We start from the raw sequence: 17,282 nt of genomic DNA on the forward strand, positions 1-17,282 counted from the left end.
GCGCCTCACTCGATCTCGAACAGCCCATTACTGATCGGCCCCACACTCAAGCGCTCGCGCACATCGTCATCGATGCGTGGGTCGTCCGGCCGATACAGTTTCACCTGGCGGTAGGCATTGATGCGGTTGATCTCTTCCCCCAGATACTCCCACACCACGCGGGTGCAAGCCGGATTGCGCCGGTCGCCGCTGGAAACGCCGGTCTTCAGGCCGTTCAAGCGGGTGATGCGGCTTTTAAAGCTGGGAATGAGGATGGTCTGGCTCATCTCGTTAAGGGTCAGCGACTCGTAATCGATGAGAAACACCCGGTCCTGCAACTGGAACGCCGCGCCCAGGTAGCGGCAACGCACCTCGGCATGCTGGTCGGTGGCGCTGGAGCGTTCTTGCCGCTCCTGGCGCTCGAACAGGAAGCGGCCACGCTCTTCGCGCAGGTGCACCAGCGACACCAGGATGGCGCCCGGCACCGACATGCAATTGGAGTACTCGAAGTAGTAGCCGCAATAGCGTGACAGGTTGCCAGCGTGCTCCTGCAACGGGCGGAACAGTTCGCTGATCGGGTCGCTGGGCTGATCGCTCACCGCCGACACCCGGGCGCCGATCAGGCGGGCGAACTGTTCGGGCGGCACATTCAGCTCGTAATCCTCGACACCGAAGAAATCACCTATGCGCTTGAGGTTGTAAGCCGTCGGGCGGCTCTGCCCGCTCAGGTATTTGTTGAACTGCGCGCGGTTGATCGACAGCTGGCGGCAAACTTCCGAGATAGAGCGGTAGTGGCTGCAGGCCAGTTTGAGATTGGTAGCGAAATGATCGCTCATGGTCAGGATCCAGGATGACGCGAATGGCGCCAGTTTAGCATCAAGTCGCATCAAGTCAGAGCAACCCGCGAAATTGTAACCACTCTTGTCATGGCCAACCATGCGCCCCAACGATAGCGGTGCGCCTGCCGTCCGCTGGTCTTTTCACACGAAGAATAAGAATCGAGGTCATTTTCCAATGCTCGAAGTACTCAACGATTTCCTCTCGGGGAAGCTCCTCATCGTGTTGATCGTCGGTCTCGGCGGTTACTTCACCATTCGCTCGCGCTTCGTCCAGTTCCGCCACTTTGCTCATATGTTCGGTGTGTTCAAGGAATCGCTGCGTGGCCAGGCAGGCCAGCTGAGCTCCTTCCAGGCCCTGATGCTGAGCCTCGCCGGCCGCGTCGGCGCCGGTAACATCGCGGGCGTCGGCATCGCCGTGACCCTGGGCGGCCCAGGCGCGGTGTTCTGGATGTGGGTCACCGCACTGGTGGGCATGTCCAGCAGCTTCTTCGAGTGCACCCTGGCCCAGGTCTACAAGCGCGCCGACGGCGACGGCCTGTACCGTGGCGGCCCGGCCTACTACATCCTGCATGGCCTGAAGCGCAAAAGCATGGCCATCGTGTTCTCGATCCTGCTGCTGGTCACCTACGGCTTCGCCTTCATCGGCCTGCAGTCGTACACCGTGACTCACTCGCTGCAGAACGCCTTCGCCTTCGACCCGAGCCACACCGGTATCGTCCTGGCTGTGCTGCTGGCGATCACCTTCATCGGCGGCATCAAGCGCATCGCCGCCGTGTCGGACCTGCTGGTGCCGGTCAAGACCCTGGCCTACATCGGCGTGACCCTGTACGTGATCGGCACCCAGATCGAACACGTGCCGGCCATGCTGGAAACCATCTTCAAGAGCGCCTTCGGCCTTGACCCAGCATTCGGCGGCCTGCTCGGCAGCGCCATCGTCATGGGCGTGAAGCGTGGTGTGTTCGCCAACGAAGCGGGCCTGGGCAGTGCGCCCAACGTCGCTGCCGTTGCGGCCGTGAAGCACCCGGGCGCGCAAGGCGTGGTTCAGGCCTTCAGCGTGTTCCTCGACACCTTCGTGATCTGCACCTGCACCGCGCTGCTGATCCTGCTGTCGGGCTTCTACACCCCAGGCTTCGAAGGTGACGGCATCGTCCTGACCCAGAACTCGCTGGCCGCCGTGGTCGGTGACTGGGGCCGCCTGTTCGTCAGCGTCGCGCTGTCGCTGTTCGTCTTCACCTGCATCCTCTACAACTACTACCTGGGCGAAAACAGCCTGCAGTTCCTCACCCGCAACCGTACCGTGCTGATGCTGTTCCGTGGCCTGGTGCTGGCGCTGGTGGTGTGGGGCTCGATGCAGGACTTGACCACCGTGTTCGCCTTCGCCGACATCACCATGACCTGCCTGGCCTTCGTCAACCTGATCGCCCTGGCCCTGCTGTTCAAGGTCGGCCTGCGGGTGATGCGCGACTACGACGAGCAGCGCAAGGCGGGCATCAAGCAGCCGGTGTTCGACTCGGCCAAGTTCGCCGACCTGGACCTGGACCGCAATGCCTGGCCTGCCAATCCGCAGGCTGAAACGGCCGCTGACAATAGCGTCGGCCAAGCCCAGCCGCAGCGCTGATATCCTGCCCTGCCCAGCCGCCCCGTCCGTGGGCGGCTGCATACCCTCCGCTCACCGCTACGGATGCTTTCCATGCGTGCAGTCAAGAATCTTCTCGTGCTCTACACCGGGGGCACCATCGGCATGCTCCAGACTACCGAAGGCCTGGCGCCGGCCGGTGGTTTCGACGCGCGCATGCGCGAACACTTCGCCCAGCTGAGCGATGCGCCACAGGTGCATTGGACGCTGCAGGAACTGAACCCGCTGCTCGACAGCGCCAACATGCAGCAGCACAACTGGCTGGCCATGCGCGATGCCATCGTCGCGGCGGTGGAGGTTGGAGGGCATGACGGCGTGCTGGTGCTGCATGGCACCGACTCGCTGGCCTACAGTGCCTCGGCGCTGGCGCTCCTGCTGCTTGGCTTGCCGGTGCCGGTGTTGCTAACCGGCTCGATGCTGCCGGCAGGCGCACCGGGCAGCGATGCCTGGGACAACCTCTGCGGTGCCCTGCGCCAATTCGAGCAGGGCCTGGAAAACGGCGTGCAGCTGTACTTCCACGGCCAGTTGCTGCCGGGCTGCCGCGCATCGAAGCTGCGCAGTGAAGCCTTCGATGCGTTTGCCGCATTGCCGCGCCACCGCGAAGGCGAGCGTGCGAGCGAGGTGCCTGCTGCCTTGGGTTACCGCCAACAGCGCCAGCCAGTCAACCTCGCGGTGATGCCGATCTTCCCCGGTTTGCAGGCCGAGCACCTGCGCGCGCTGATCGACACCGGCGTGCAAGGATTGTTGTTGGAGTGCTATGGCAGTGGTACCGGGCCGTCAGACGATCAAGCCTTGCTCGACGTACTGCGCGCGGCGCGCCAGCGTGGGGTGCTGCTGGTCGCCATCAGCCAGTGCCCAGAGGGTTCGGTGGTGTTCGACACCTATGCGGCGGGTAACCGACTGCGCGCTGCCGGGCTGGTCAGTGGCGGTGGCATGACCCGTGAGGCGGCGCTGGGCAAGATGTTTGCGCTGCTGGGTGCCGGGTTGGATGCCGATGCTGCAGAGCAGTGGTTCGCCCTGGACCTGTGCGGCGAGCGCGCTTGAGAGAAAAATTGGCGGAAGGCAGCGGGAGTCGAACCTGCCCGGGAACGGCTGCCGTCCCCAACCGGGTTTGAAGCCCGGCCGCGCCACCGGGCGCGATTGCCTTCCTTGAACTCAGGGACTGGCCTGTTGCTGGGCCAGCGCGCTGTCGGCGCGGATATGACGCTGATCGGCGACCCTGCGGGTCAGGCCGATACGGTCGAAGTATTCGAGAATCTGCACACTGCGCTTGCGACCGATGCCCAACATATCGCGAAACGCGGCCACCTGCACTACCGGCGTTTCGCTTGATTGCCCAAGCAGCAGCTCTGCCATGCGCTGCAGCGTCGCCTGCGGATAGAACAGGTCACGCACCACCTGATGCACCAACCCTAGCCTGGCGAGCTTGCGCAGTAACAGGCGCACCTCAGCTTCGGCGCATTTTTCTTCGCTGGCCAGCGTCCTGACCCACGGCGGGTCGAATTGCCCTTTCAGCAACCTGGGTTGCAGGCGCGCCCATAAGGCGCTGTCGGCTTCGCTCAACTGAACCTTGTGATCCGGCAGGTGCAGCCATGGCCCGCTGCTGGCGATAGTGCCTTCACCGAGCATTTCATCCAGCAAGCTGACGAACGCTGGGCGTTCGACTGGCAAGGCCGCGAAGCGGCGCAGGCGATCGCGGTCTGGGCCGAGTTGATCAGGCTCCTGCTCGTGGAACAGTGCCAATTGCTCCAGCGCCTGTTGTTTCAGGAATTGCCACTGCGCGCTGGCGAATAACAACTGATCTTGCCTTGTGGTGATCGTTATCACTTCGGCGGGTAAGTGCCAGGTTTCGCGCAAGCGGTTGAACTGACGCTCCAGACGCTGCGGATCGAGGCCACCCGGCGCGGTGTCGAGCAATGCCGCGATAGCCTCTTCCAATCCCTGGGCATCGCTCAGCACCTGCAACTGACGCAAGCGCGCCTCACTGCGGCGCTGACGGCTCGGCGCGAACGGGTCGAGCACCATGCCACCGCCCAATGTGCGCTGGGCACGCTGGTCGCGCAGCACCAGGCGGTCGCCGTGCACGGCTTGCAGCGGCGCATTGAGCAGCAACTGGGCAAACATGCGCTGGCCTGCCAGCAGGCGCTCGCCTTCGAGCAGCGCGACCCGGGCGGTGACATCCTGGGTCCCGAGGTGCACATGCACGGCGCTGAAATGCTCGAAAGGCCGGTTCTCGCTGGCCAGCAGTTGCAGCTCGATATCGATGCGGACGCTGGGCGCATGCAGCCACTCGGGCACCAGCCAGTCACCGCGGTGCACCTGATCCACGGCCAGACGCTCGGCGGCGATGTTCAGCGCCACTCGCTGCCCCGCCTCCGCCACCAGCGCGGCCTGGTTCTGCGCATGCAGGCCACGCACCCGCACCGGCTTACCCGCCTTGCCCAGCAACAGCGTGTCGCCAGCACTGACCCGACCGGCCAACGCGGTGCCGGTGACCACCACACCGGCACCGGTCACGGCGAAAGCGCGGTCGACCGCCAGGCGAAAACCACCTTGCACGCTGCGCTGCCGCACGCGAGCGGCGGCGCCAAGTAGTGCTTGGCGCAGGGCGTCGATCCCTTCACCAGTCACACTCGACAACGGTAACTGTCGCGCGCCGGCATAGGGCCCTGGCGCCAACAGTTCAGCAACTTGCAATTGCACTTCAGCGACCCGCGCAGGCGCTACCCGGTCGCACTTGCTGATCGCCACCAGCGCCTGGGGAATGCCCAGCAACTCGATGATCGCCAGGTGCTCGCGGGTCTGTGGCATGACCCCATCGTCCGCCGCCACCACCAACAACACCAGGTCGATACCATGGGCACCCGCCAGCATGTTGTGGATAAAGCGCTCGTGCCCAGGTACGTCGATGAAGCCCGTCAGGGGCGCGCCCTCGGCCAGGGCGGCATAGCGATAGCCGAGGTCGATGGTCATGCCGCGCTCGCGCTCCTCCTGGCGATGGTCGCCGGCCTGCCCGGTCAGGGCCTGGAGCAATGCGGTCTTGCCGTGGTCGATGTGGCCGGCGGTGCCAACGATCACTGCACTGGCCCCAGTCGCAGGGCGGGCAGTTGCGCCAGCCACTGGGCTTCATCGTCCAGTTGGCGCAGGTCGAGCCACAGCGCGTCGTCGTCGATGCGGCCGAGCACCGGCACCGGTAGCTCACGCAAGGCGCGCTCCAGCACATGCAGGCTGCGCCCGCGCAGCTTCTTCGACACTTGCGGGCGCAGGCACAGCGCGGCGCTCGGCAGCCGCGCCACCGGCTGGCTGCCACTGCCGATCATGCCCAGTGCCGGCTCCACGCTGACGGTCCATTGCGCATCCAAGTGGGCCTTGAGCGCGGGCGCCAGGCGCTCGGCCTGGGCCTGGATCTCGGCCTGGCTGCGGGTCAGCAGGCGCAGGCTGGGCAGGCGCTCGGCCAGGCGGTCCGGGTTGCGGTACAGCGCCAGCACGGCTTCGAGCGCGGCGAGGGTGATCTTGTCGACGCGCAGGGCACGTTTGAGTGGGTTCTTCTTGATCCTGGCGATCAGTTCCTTGCGCCCGACGATAATGCCTGCCTGCGGGCCGCCCAGCAGCTTGTCGCCGCTGAAGGTGACGATATCGGCGCCATCGGCCAGGGCTTGGCGCACGGTTGGCTCGGCGGGCAAGCCCCAGCGGGTCAGGTCGAGCAGGCTACCGCTGCCGAGGTCTTCGAGCAGCGGCAGTTCGTGTTGATGGGCGATGCGCGCCAGCTCGGCTGTGGGTACCTGGGTTGTGAAGCCCTGGATGCTGTAGTTGCTGCAATGCACGCGCATCAACAAACCGGTGCGCGGACCGATGGCGGCTTCGTAATCGCGGGCGTGGGTGCGGTTGGTGGTGCCGATCTCGTGCAGTTTTACCCCGGCCCGCGCCATGATGTCGGGGATGCGGAAGGCACCGCCGATTTCGATCAGCTCGCCCCGGGAGATGATGCCTTCCTTGCGCGCGCCCAGGCTGTTGAGCGCCAGCAGCACGGCCGCGGCGTTGTTGTTGACCACGGTAACCGCTTCGGCGCCGGTCAGCTCACGGATCAGGCCTTCGATCAGATCGTCACGGTCGCCGCGCTTGCCGGTGGCCAGGTCGAATTCCAGGTTGAGCGGGTAGCGGGCGGCGGTCTGCATGGCTTCGACGGCTTCTTCCGGCAACAGCGCGCGGCCGAGGTTGGTGTGCAGCACGGTGCCAGTGAGGTTGAACACGCGGCGAACCTGGCTGCGCTGCTGAATGGCCAGGCGCTCGCCGCTGCGGCCAAGCAGTATCTCGGCGGCCAGTTCGGTGGCGCTGAGTTGGCCCAGGCGAGTGGGTTCGCGCAGGTCGTCGAGCAGTTGGCGCAGGGTGGCGAGCACTGCATCGCGGCCGTGACGGTCGATCAGCGGGAGGCAGGCCGGGTGGCGCAGGAGGGTGTCGATCGAGGGCAGGCGTGGGGTGTCGCTGGCGAGGCTGGAAGACATCAGGTACTACCTTCTCCATTGTCTGTTGGGGCCCTTTCGCGGGGCAAGCCCGCTCCCACAGGCACTGTGAGTTGCCAGCAGCACACTGTGCCTGTGGGAGCGGGCTTGTCCCGCGAAAGGGGCGACTCGGTATTGAAGTGTAGACACTCACCCACTACCCGGGCGCCAGCATCAAGTTAGGCGCCAGACGATCAAAGCCCTCCTCGTCCAAACGCATATCCAGCGCCAGGCTGGCCAAATCATCCGCCAACGGCTCGGCCGCCGCATCGTTCTCCAGGTAGTTCTGCTTCAGGTACGCATTGCACCCCGGACAACACTCCGCCCGCAGCGGCGCCTTGCCCGGCGCATGGCGGTCATCCTCCAGGCTGGTATAGCGCAAATCCTTGCTCGACTCGCAATACACGCACTTGACCCGCACGACGTGCCATTCGCAGGCACACAACGAACACGCCAGATACCGCAGACCATTGTGCTTGCCCCGGTTACGCACCACCCCGGCCATGGCCGGTGAGCCGCAGGCCGGGCACTGGGCCAGGCTGCCTGAGGGCTTGAGTTCGGGTGACGGCAGCGCCAGCAGCCAGCTGGACCAGGCCGCTTGCAGCGCTGCGCCGAGGAACGGCACAAGCGCAGCAGGCACCGCGTCGAACTGCCCAGCGAGCAACGCGATGCCCCACCCCTTGCGCTGGTTGTCATCACTGTCGCGCACGGCCTGTAGTGCATCAGCCAGCGGCCCTTCAATGTCAGCCGAAAAATGCTTGAGTAACGCCTGAAGCCAAACCAACCACGGCCCTTCACGCACCAGACTGTCAGCCGCAAGCGGTGGCAACCCATGACTTATACACAGGCGCTGACGCTCCTCGGCCACAGGCAATCCCGCAGGAGGGTTATCCACAAGCTGCTGCTGAATCCGGCACAACCGGGCAATCAGCCGCAGGTAATCCCTCAGCGCATGCCCTTCGGCCAGCTGCTCCAGGCGCAGGGCGCGCAGTTCGAACAGGTTGGCGGGCGGCAGGTGCAGAAACGGCGGCATCACCGCCGAGGCTTCGATCTGCCCGGGTTCGAGTATCGTGCTCAAGCGCTTATCCTTCTTTACGTCGGTGATTGCTCGGTGTCTTGTCGCCAGTCACTTCGCGGTACCACAGTTCATGGTGCTTGCGCGCCCAGGCGCGGCTGACCCAACCATGCAGCATCGCGCCGATCGAACCCTTGATCCAGATGCCGGCGTAGATGTGCACGATGATGCTGAGGATCAGCACGAAACCGGCCAGCGCATGGGCTAGTGACGCCAGGCGAATCGAGCCAATGTCGAAGAAGTGGCTGAAGTACGCCCGCCAGATCACCACGCCGCTGAGCAACAACACCAGCATGCACAGCAGCAGCGTCCAGAACAGCAGCTTCTGCCCGGCGTTGTACTTGCCGATTGGCGGCACGCCGTCTTCGCGGTTGACCATCACCCGATCGATGCGGCGCAGCCACAAGCGGTCGTTGGCGGTGATGAAGTTGGCGCGCCAGAACCGGATGACCAGGAACAGGAAGAACACGAACATCGCCACGCCCATGAACGGGTGCAGGATGCGTGTCCACGGCCCGCCGCCGAACAGATGGCTGAGCCAGAACAGCGCCGGGTGGAACAGCGCCAGCCCGGACAGCCCGGCCATGAAGAACAGGATGGCGACGATCCAGTGGTTGGTCCGCTCGTTGGCGTTGTAGCGCAGGATGGGTTTGTTGTCGTTCATGGCCGCTGCTCCCCTTGCCCACCGGGCTGCTTCGGATCGTAGACATGCACGGCCGGGTCGACCTGATGCACGCTGTCATCGGCTGACGTTGGGTGCTCGTCTTCCTCGACCCGCTGCGGGCCGACCCGCACATAGTGGAAGAACCCGGCCAACACCGCTGCGCCCATGGCCAGCAGCGCCAGTGGCTTGGTGAAGCCCTTCCACAAGCCCACCAGCGGGCTGATCACGGGTTGGTCCGGCAGCCCCGCATACAGCCGGGGCGTGTCGGCATGGTGCAGCACGTACATCACGTGAGTGCCGCCGACGCCGTCCGGATCATACAACCCGGCGTTGTCGTAGCCGCGCGACTTGAGGTCGACGATACGCTCGGCAGCGTGCACCTTCATCTCGTCCTTGCTGCCGAAGACGATCGCCCCAGTGGGGCAGGTCTTCACACAGGCCGGTTCCAGGCCCACGCTCACGCGGTCGGAACACAGCGTGCACTTGTACGCCTTGTGGTCCTTCTGCGAGATGCGCGGGATGTTGAACGGGCAACCGGTGATGCAGTAGCCGCAGCCGATGCAGTGGTCCTGGTTGAAATCGACGATGCCGTTGGCGTGCTTGATGATCGCCCCCGGGCTTGGGCAGGCCTTCAGGCAACCGGGGTCGGCGCAGTGCATGCAGCCGTCCTTGCGGATCAGCCACTCCAGGTTGCCATCGTCGCGCTCGTGCTCGGTGAAACGCATCAGGGTCCAGGTATCGGCCGTGAGGTCCTGGGGGTTGTCGTAGGTGCCGTGGTTGTGGCCGACCTCGTCACGCAGTTCGTTCCACTCCGAACACGCCACCTGGCAGGCCTTGCAGCCGATGCACTTGGTGGTGTCGATCAGCTTGGCGACTTCCTCCAGCTGGCGTACCGAGGGCGGAACCGTGGTGGTGGCCGAGCGGGCGATGATGTCTTGGCTGGCCATCAGAGTTTCTCCACTTTGACGAGGAACGACTTGGACTCCGGCGTCTGCGTGTTGCCGTCACCGAGGAACGGCACCAGGGTGTTGGTCAGGTAGCCGTGGCGTGTAGCGCCGGTGAAGCCCCAGTGCAACGGGATGCCGATCTGGTGCACGGTCTGGTTGTTGACCTGCAGCGGGCGAATCCGCTTGGTCACCACCGCCACCGCATCGATATGCCCGCGCTTGCTCGACACCCGCACCCAATCCCCAGCCTTGATGCCTTTCTCATTGGCCAGCACCTCGCCAATCTCGACGAACTGCTCGGGCTGGGCGATGGCGTTGAGCCGGCAATGCTTGCTCCAGAAGTGGAAGTGCTCGGTCAGCCGGTAGGTGGTCGCCGCGTAGGGGAACTCGTCGTGCTTGCCCAAGGTGTCCCACACCGAATCGAAGATCCGCCCGGCCGGGTTGCTGGTGGCCTTCTTGTTCTGCGGATGCAGCGGGTTGATGCCGATGGGCGTCTCGAACGGCTCGTAGTGCTCGGGGAACGGGCCTTCGGCCATCTTGTCGATGGCGAAGAACCGCGCCACGCCCTCGGGGTTCATGATGAACGGGTTCATCCCCGCTTCCGGTGGCGAGTCGACCTTGAAGTCCGGCACGTCGGTGCCGGTCCAGGCTTTGCCGTTCCACCACACCAGGCGCTTCTTCTCCGGGTCCCAGGGCTTGCCCTGCGGGTCGCTGGAGGCGCGGTTGTAGAGGATGCGCCGGTTGGCCGGCCAGGCCCAGGCCCAGTTCTGCACCTGGTGCATGCCGAACGGGTCGCTGTTGTCGCGGCGCGCCATCTGGTTGCCCTGCTCGGTCCAGCAGCCGGCGAAGATCCAGCAGCCGGACGCGGTACTGCCATCGTCCTTGAGCTGGCCGAAGCCCGAAAGCTGCTGGCCGGCCTTGAGCAGCGCACCGGTCGGGTCGGTGACGTCGGTTACGGCCCGGCCGTTCATCTCCTTGGCCAGCTCCTCGGGGGAAGGTTCCTCAGGGATCTTGTACGGCCAGTCGATGTTCATCATCGCGTCCGGATAGGCACCGCCCTCTTTGCTGTAGCGCTCGCGCAGGCGGATGAACAGCTCGCTCATGATCTGCACATCGGTACGCGTTTCGCCCGGGCCATCGGCGCCCTTCCAGTGCCACTGCAGCCAGCGACTGCTGTTGACCAGCGAGCCGTCTTCCTCGGCGAAGCAGGTGGTGGGCAGGCGGATCACTTCGGTCTGGATATTGGCCGTGTCGACGTCGTTGAAGGGGCCCGCGTTGCGCCAGAACTCCGAGGTTTCAGTGGCCAGCGGGTCCATGATCACCAGCCACTTGAGCTTGGCCAACGCTGCGGTGACGCGGTTCTTGTCCGGCAGCGCGGCGATCGGGTTGAAACCCTGGCACATGTAGCCGTTGACCTTGCCCTGCCCCATCATCTCGAACATGCGCAGCACGTCATAGGCCGGCACATCGAGCTTGGGCAGCCAGTCGTAGCCCCAGTTGTTTTCCGCCGTGGCGTTGGCGCCGAACCAGGATTTCATCAGGCTGACATGGAACTTGCCGTAGTTCTGCCAGTACGACAGTTGCCCCGGGCGCAACGGTTTGGAGGCGCGCTTGTCGATGTAGGTGGCGTAGTCCTGCTCGGCGTCGCCGGCCAGGGTCAGGTAACCCGGCAGCGAGTTGGACAACAACCCGAGGTCGGTCAGGCCCTGGATGTTGGAGTGCCCGCGCAGGGCGTTGACCCCGCCACCGGGCATGCCGACGTTGCCCAGCAGCAACTGGACCATCGCCGCACTGCGGATGATCTGCGCCCCAATGGAATGCTGCGTCCAGCCGAGTGCGTAGAGAATCGTCATGGTCTTGCCCGGCACCGAGCAGGTGGCGATCTCTTCCCAGACTTTCATCATGGCGTCCTGCGGCATGCCACAGGTCATGCTCGCCAGTTCCGGGGTATAGCGGCTGTAGTGCTGCTTCATCAGCTGGTAGACGCAACGCGGGTGCTGCAGGGTCGGGTCGACCTTGGCGAAGCCGTCCTCGCCCAGCTCGTAGCCCCAGCCGGATTTATCCGCGTAGACGCGCTTGGCCTCGTCATAGCCGCTGAACAGCCCATCCTCGAAGCCATAGTTCTCTTTGACGATGAACGACACGTCGGTGTAGTTGCGCACGTACTCGTGCTGGATCTTGTCGTTGCTCAACAGGTAATTGATCAACCCGCCCATGAAGGCGATGTCGGTTCCGGTGCGAATCGGCGCATAGTAATCCGCCACCGAAGCGGTACGGGTAAACCGCGGGTCGACCACGATCAGCCGCGCCTTGTTGTGCGCCTTGGCCTCGGTCACCCACTTGAAGCCGCACGGATGCGCTTCTGCTGCGTTGCCACCCATCACCAGGACCAGATTCGCGTTGGCGATATCTGACCAGTGGTTGGTCATGGCGCCACGGCCGTACGTCGGGGCAAGACTTGCCACCGTCGGGCCGTGTCAGACACGTGCCTGGTTATCGAACCCCAGCATGCCGGTTGCGCGGATGACCTTGTGGGTCAGGTAGCCCGCCTCGCTTGAGGCGGCGGAGGCAGCGAGAAAACCGGTGGTGAGCCAGCGGTTGACGGTCTGCCCCTGGGCGTTTTTCTCGATGAAGTTGGCGTCGCGGTCCTGCTTCATCAGGTCGGCGACGCGGTCGAGCGCTTCGTCCCAGCTGACCCGCACCCATTCATTGCTGCCTGCCTTGCGCATTTCGGGGTACTTGAGGCGGCTGGGGCTGTGGATGAAGTCGAGCAGGCCCGCGCCTTTCGGGCACAGGGTGCCGCGGTTGACCGGGTGGTCGGCGTCGCCTTCGATATGGATGATGTTCTGTTTGACGTTTTTGCCCGCATCGCCCTGGCTGTACAGGATCAGGCCACAGCCGACCGAACAGTAGGGGCAGGTGTTGCGAGCTTCTTTGGTGTGCGCCAGCTTGAAGTGGCGCACCTGCTCGGCGAAGGCCGGCGTCGGGGCCATGCCCAACGCCGCCAGGCTCGAGCCTCCAAGGCCGACAGCGGCGACCTTGAAGAACTGCCGACGGTTGAGGTCCATCGTGCACTCCTGATCAGGTTTCGGGCGCACGGGACATTGCCGGCACCTCGGGTCATCACGGTAGCGGCAAAGTGATGCCGCCAAACGTTAAGACTAGTCAAGAATGGCGAAAGTGCGATTGACCCCAGTCAGCACGGCGGCAGGTTGCGCGCCACATTCAGCGCCGCGCTGCTCTGAGCGACCGGCATGATTTCGAGGGTATTGATGTTCACATGCGGCGGCTGCTCGGCGATCCACGCCACCGTGGCGGCGATGTCCTCGGGCAGGATTGCCTGCACATCGCGGTACAGCGCATCCACCGCATTCATGTCGCCGTTGAGGCGCACCACCGAGAAATCAGTCCCGGAACACAGCCCGGGCTCGATATTGCTCACCCGCACCCGCGTACCGGCCAGGTCGGCCCGCAGGTTCAGGCTGAACTGGCGCACGAACGCCTTGCTCGCGCCATAGACGTTGCCCCCCGGATAGGGATAGGTGCCGGCAATCGAACCGATATTGATGATCATGCCGCTGTCTGCCGCGACCATTTGCGGCAAGACCGCGTGGGTCATCATGGCCAGTCCGGTGATGTTGGTGTCGATCATCCGCTGCCAGTTTTCGGCGCTGCTGACCTGGGCCCGTTCGACACCCAGGGCCAGCCCTGCATTGTTGACCAGCACATCGATGGCCGGTGCTGCCTCATTGATCTGTCCAACCGCTGCGCTGATCGACGCAGAAGAGGTGACATCCAGCGCCAGCGGGATGAAGTGTTGGCCTAGTTCGCGCTCCAGCGCTTCCAGCTTGTCCATGCGTCGCGCGCCGCCGATCACGCGGTACCCCTTGGCGACCAAGGTGCGGCAGATGGCGCGGCCAAAGCCTGAAGAGGCGCCAGTTACGAAAGCAGTTTTCATCAGGTTTCTCCCAAACGGTTAGATCAGACCAGGTACTTCACACCCAGGCTGGTAAACAGGCACAGCATCGAAAACACCAGCGCCTTGCGTACCACTTCGTTGCCTTTGCGTAACGCCAACGCGCTGCCCATGTGATTACCCAGGACGTTGCAGATGACCAACGGCAGCGCCAGCAGATAGACGACCTTCCCCGCCATGATGAACGCCACCAGCGCACCGATATTGGAGGCGAAGTTGAACGTCTTGGAATTGGCCGAACTGGACACCAGGTCCATACGCAACAAGTAATGAAAGGCAATGATGAACATGCTGCCGGTACCGGGACCGAAAAAGCCGTCATAGAAGCCGATGGTGAGGCAGGTCAGCGGCACCACGGTGTAGAGCATTCGCGCCGACAGCTGGCGCTCCTCGACCGGGCGGTCTTTTGGGGTGAGGAAGATCAGGATGCCGAACGGGATCAATGCCAGGATGATCTTGCCCACGATTTCCTGCGGGATCGACACGATCAGGTGTGCCCCCAGGTAAGCGCCGAGCAATGAGAAAGGCACACCGACCAGCGCCACCTGCCAAACCATTTTGCTGTTGGTCAGGAAGTTGCGGATGGCGGCCAGTGTTCCCAGGGTACTGACCAGCTTTTCCTGCCCCAGGGCTACTTGCGGCGGCATGCCGACCAGCAGAAAACCGGGCACCAGGAACAGCCCGCCACCGCCGGCGATGCTGTCTACAAAACCTGCAATGAAGGCAATGGCGCCCAGCAACAGAATCGCCAACAGCCAATGTTCCGCCCAGTAGGCGCCTAACAGTTCCATAACGTTCGTTCCGTGAAAAATTGAAGGGAAATCAGGAGAGCACTTCGTAGAGATGATTGGCCCGGGTGAAATGCACGCGGTTCAGGTCGTTGACCGCGAACAGCCGCAGCAGCCAGCGATCGGCGCCATCGTTCTGCGGCTCGAAGCCATCACGGGCGTGCAGCACGCGCTGGTTCTTGAAGATCATGAAATCACCGGGCAACAACAGGTGCGGCTCATCGAAGCGTCGGGTTTCCAGCAGGCTGCGCAAGCTGGCCAGCGCCTGCTCGGCGCGCAGGTTGAGCCCATGGGTGTTCTCGCTGTCGAAGCGGCACAGCCACTCGCCTGCATGGCCGCGCACCAGCACCGGAAGTTCGCTGGTGCAGCGACGGTTGCCGGTGAACGAGTCGGGCCGCCGGATTTCGAATTGCGCCTCGCACAGTTCGCGCACGGTTGCCGAAGGCAGCGAGGCGATGACTGCATCGAGGCTGACCAGCGTAGTACTGATGCGCGGGTCGCAGCGCATGCCAAAGAACGACAGATACTCCGGGCAACAAGAGACCGCCCCCAACGGCTCGGATGACAGCGGCAAATCCGGATTGTCGACATGGTAGGAAAAACGCAACCGCGAACCATGCGAGCTTTTGTGGCTGGATGAGGTGCGGGCGGGGATCACATGGCGGAACAGTCGCCCATCGTTCTCTCCCTCGTAGACGATAGGATTGATCCCCATCAGGCCCTGCATCGTCAGGCTGACCAGGCACGCAATCGGTGTGCTGCGCGGGCTCAGCACACCGGAGTACGGGGTTGGCGGAATGTCGCGATCACGTGGGCAATTGCGCACGATCATGCTGGTCGTCTGCGGACTCTCGACGAAACTGCGGATCTGCTGGCACAGCGCACTGCCCAGCACCTCGCGAGCCTGCTCCTTGAGTTGCGGGTACAGCTCTTTGCTGGTCTCGAAATCCAGGGGCGTGTTATTCAGCAAGGTTTGCCAGGCGCTGGAAACCACCCAGGGCAAACGGATCTCCAGTGAGGTAACTGCCTCGGTTATTTGTTGCAGGTGAGCGCTTTCCATTTCAGTCGATATTCCATTGGCCATTCGGTGTCGTGCTAGTCCGGCAGAGGCGGCAGACATTGTTTTGAAGCCAGATGCCTGCGGAATCGCCCGCATTGCATCGACTCAATCATTGTAATTACAAAAATAAGATCGATTCAATCTATTTGAATGGCTCTTTGACAGCATCATTGAATCGACTCAATCAACTTATTGATTTCAAATGATTTCCTTCGATCTGGCGCCTGCCCAGGGAGGTCAGTCGTTACAAGCTTCGATGCGCCTCACTCATTAATGTGGGTAATTTGCTTGTAAGAAAACTCAATTACTCCCATGAGACCTTTCGTGCTAGGCTTTCGCGCTCCTGCAGATTCTGGTGCCATTTCTATGTGGGTTCCTCACTACAGCGACCTGGCGCAGCCGGTCTACTTGATGATTGCCGACGCCCTCGAACAGGACATCAGTAACGGTCGGCTGTCGGCAGGTGATCGGCTACCGACGCTCAAGGACCTTGCCGAGTCGTTGAACGTGACACCGGGCACCATCGGCCGAGCCTATGACGAGGCGGCCAAACGCGGCCTGGTGGTAGGCGAAGTTGGCCGAGGTACCTTCGTCCTGCAGCAACGGCCAGTTCTGACCAACACTGCTATTGCTCCCGTAAAGTCTGCCCCGACAAAGTCTGAAAGCGGCCAGATCGACCTGTCGATCATCAAGCCCAATGACGCGCACATGACTGAATGGCTGCGCGGCGCAATCACCGAGCTCGCTTCATCACCAGATCTCGATCAGGTGCTCGACTACGTCACCGAGGGTGGCCACGCGACGCATAAGCAGGCCGGTGCCGCGTGGATTCAACGCTGGTTGCCAGAGGCGAGCTGGCAACAGGTAGTGCTGACATCTGGGGCCCAGCACGGTCTTCTGGTGGCGATCAGCAGCTTGTCGAAAAGCGATGACGTGATCCTCTGCGAATCGTTTTGCTACCCAGGCATCATTTCCTTGGCCCACAGCCTGGGTCGCCGTCTGCGCGGCGTCGCCATGGACGAACACGGGCTGATTCCGCAAGCCCTGCGTGCAGCTTGCCTGGAGCACCGCCCCTCCCTGCTGGTATGCGTGACCACCCACCAAAACCCCACCAACTCGATCATGCCCCGCGAGCGGCGCGAAGCCATTGCCGAGATTGCCCGCGAGTTCGACCTGTTCATCGTCGACGACGATATCTACGGGTTTCTTGAACCCGAACCCGACTACCAGCCCCTCGCCGCCTATGCCCCCGAGCGCTCGGTGTACCTGACCAGCCTGTCCAAAAGCGTGCTCCCGGCACTGCGCATTGGCTACCTGTACGCACCGCCGCAAACGCTATCGCGTTTATCGTCGATGGTGCGCAGCAGTGTCTGGATGCCCTCCCCGCTGATGGCTCAGCTGGCCAGCAACCTGATCAACAGCGGCATGGCCGATCAGCTCGTTCGCGTGCAGCAGGACGAAGCCGCCGCGCGCCAGCGCATGGCCAAGGAAATTCTGGGCAAGTACAAGATTCGCAGCCAGCCTTACAGTTTCCATATCTGGCTGGAGCTTCCCGAGCCCTGGACCAACGACGAGTTCGCCAACCTGGCGCGCAACAATGGCGTGACGGTGGTCAGCGGCAGTCAGTTCCTGCCTGAGCGCAGCCCTGCCAGTCATGGTGTGCGCATTGCCCTCATGACACCGAGCCGCGTGGAGTTGAGTTTTGCATTGACCAAACTGGCCAGCCTGCTGGATTCGCCTGAGCCGAGACTTTTCTATTAGTGCGTGATGGGTCGGCCTCTGCGCCATCTAGACCGCACATCAATTTCGGAAACGGACT

The 17,282-nt window shown here is 63.3% G+C and carries 13 protein-coding genes and 1 tRNA gene; 3 read left to right on the forward strand and 11 right to left on the reverse strand.

Features of this window, described 5'->3' with window-relative positions:
- Window positions 1-5 precede the first annotated feature (5 nt).
- A complete protein-coding gene (locus tag ACIPZF_RS11005) occupies window positions 6-815 on the reverse strand; it encodes a helix-turn-helix domain-containing protein (protein ID WP_400798841.1) in 810 nt (269 codons plus the stop codon).
- Between the two features lie 178 nt (window positions 816-993).
- On the opposite strand from ACIPZF_RS11005, the gene ACIPZF_RS11010 reads away from it, so the two are divergent.
- Entirely contained in the window at window positions 994-2,436 is a 1,443-nt protein-coding gene (locus ACIPZF_RS11010) for an alanine/glycine:cation symporter family protein (protein WP_400798844.1), read from the forward strand.
- Between the two features lie 72 nt (window positions 2,437-2,508).
- Entirely contained in the window at window positions 2,509-3,498 is a 990-nt protein-coding gene (locus ACIPZF_RS11015) for an asparaginase (RefSeq protein ID WP_400798847.1), read from the forward strand.
- Between the two features lie 9 nt (window positions 3,499-3,507).
- On the opposite strand, the gene ACIPZF_RS11020 is transcribed toward ACIPZF_RS11015, so the two are convergent.
- The 10 genes from ACIPZF_RS11020 to ACIPZF_RS11065 all read right to left on the reverse strand — a co-directional run bounded on the left by ACIPZF_RS11020 (window position 3,508) and on the right by ACIPZF_RS11065 (window position 15,463).
- Window positions 3,508-3,603 (reverse strand) — tRNA-Sec (locus ACIPZF_RS11020).
- Between the two features lie 6 nt (window positions 3,604-3,609).
- Complete coding sequence (selB, locus tag ACIPZF_RS11025) at window positions 3,610-5,532, reverse strand: selenocysteine-specific translation elongation factor (RefSeq protein WP_400798849.1); 1,923 nt, start codon at window positions 5,530-5,532, stop codon at window positions 3,610-3,612.
- Window positions 5,529-6,956 carry an L-seryl-tRNA(Sec) selenium transferase gene (selA, locus tag ACIPZF_RS11030; RefSeq protein ID WP_400798852.1) on the reverse strand — a complete coding sequence of 476 codons (1,428 nt, stop codon included), beginning with the start codon at window positions 6,954-6,956 and terminating at the stop codon, window positions 5,529-5,531. The genes selB and selA overlap by 4 nt, the downstream gene beginning before the upstream one ends.
- 154 nt (window positions 6,957-7,110) lie before the next feature.
- Window positions 7,111-8,031, reverse strand: coding sequence for a formate dehydrogenase accessory protein FdhE (gene fdhE, locus ACIPZF_RS11035; RefSeq protein ID WP_400798855.1), 921 nt, complete (start codon window positions 8,029-8,031; stop codon window positions 7,111-7,113).
- Between the two features lie 4 nt (window positions 8,032-8,035).
- The gene (locus tag ACIPZF_RS11040) at window positions 8,036-8,692 is read right to left on the reverse strand and encodes a formate dehydrogenase subunit gamma (protein WP_400798858.1); all 657 of its coding nucleotides are present in this window, start codon (window positions 8,690-8,692) and stop codon (window positions 8,036-8,038) included.
- Window positions 8,689-9,639, reverse strand: coding sequence for a formate dehydrogenase subunit beta (gene fdxH, locus ACIPZF_RS11045; RefSeq protein ID WP_400798860.1), 951 nt, complete (start codon window positions 9,637-9,639; stop codon window positions 8,689-8,691). The genes ACIPZF_RS11040 and fdxH overlap by 4 nt, the downstream gene beginning before the upstream one ends.
- Window positions 9,639-12,707, reverse strand: coding sequence for a formate dehydrogenase-N subunit alpha (fdnG, locus tag ACIPZF_RS11050; protein ID WP_400798863.1), 3,069 nt, complete (start codon window positions 12,705-12,707; stop codon window positions 9,639-9,641). The genes fdxH and fdnG overlap by 1 nt, the downstream gene beginning before the upstream one ends.
- Before the next feature lie 128 nt (window positions 12,708-12,835).
- Entirely contained in the window at window positions 12,836-13,597 is a 762-nt protein-coding gene (locus ACIPZF_RS11055; RefSeq protein WP_400798866.1) for an SDR family NAD(P)-dependent oxidoreductase, read from the reverse strand.
- A 23-nt stretch (window positions 13,598-13,620) separates the two neighbouring features.
- Window positions 13,621-14,406, reverse strand: coding sequence for a sulfite exporter TauE/SafE family protein (locus ACIPZF_RS11060; protein ID WP_400798868.1), 786 nt, complete (start codon window positions 14,404-14,406; stop codon window positions 13,621-13,623).
- Window positions 14,407-14,437: 31 nt separating this feature from the next.
- Window positions 14,438-15,463: a TauD/TfdA family dioxygenase gene (locus ACIPZF_RS11065; RefSeq protein ID WP_400798869.1), complete on the reverse strand. Its 1,026-nt coding sequence runs from the start codon at window positions 15,461-15,463 to the stop codon at window positions 14,438-14,440.
- A gap of 366 nt (window positions 15,464-15,829) precedes the next feature.
- Between ACIPZF_RS11065 and ACIPZF_RS11070 the strand changes: the two genes are divergently transcribed.
- The gene (locus tag ACIPZF_RS11070) at window positions 15,830-17,224 is read left to right on the forward strand and encodes a PLP-dependent aminotransferase family protein (RefSeq protein WP_400798871.1); all 1,395 of its coding nucleotides are present in this window, start codon (window positions 15,830-15,832) and stop codon (window positions 17,222-17,224) included.
- Window positions 17,225-17,282: the final 58 nt, after the last annotated feature.

The organism is Pseudomonas sp. NPDC089752 (assembly GCF_044748725.1).
Classification (GTDB): Bacteria; Pseudomonadota; Gammaproteobacteria; order Pseudomonadales; family Pseudomonadaceae; genus Aquipseudomonas.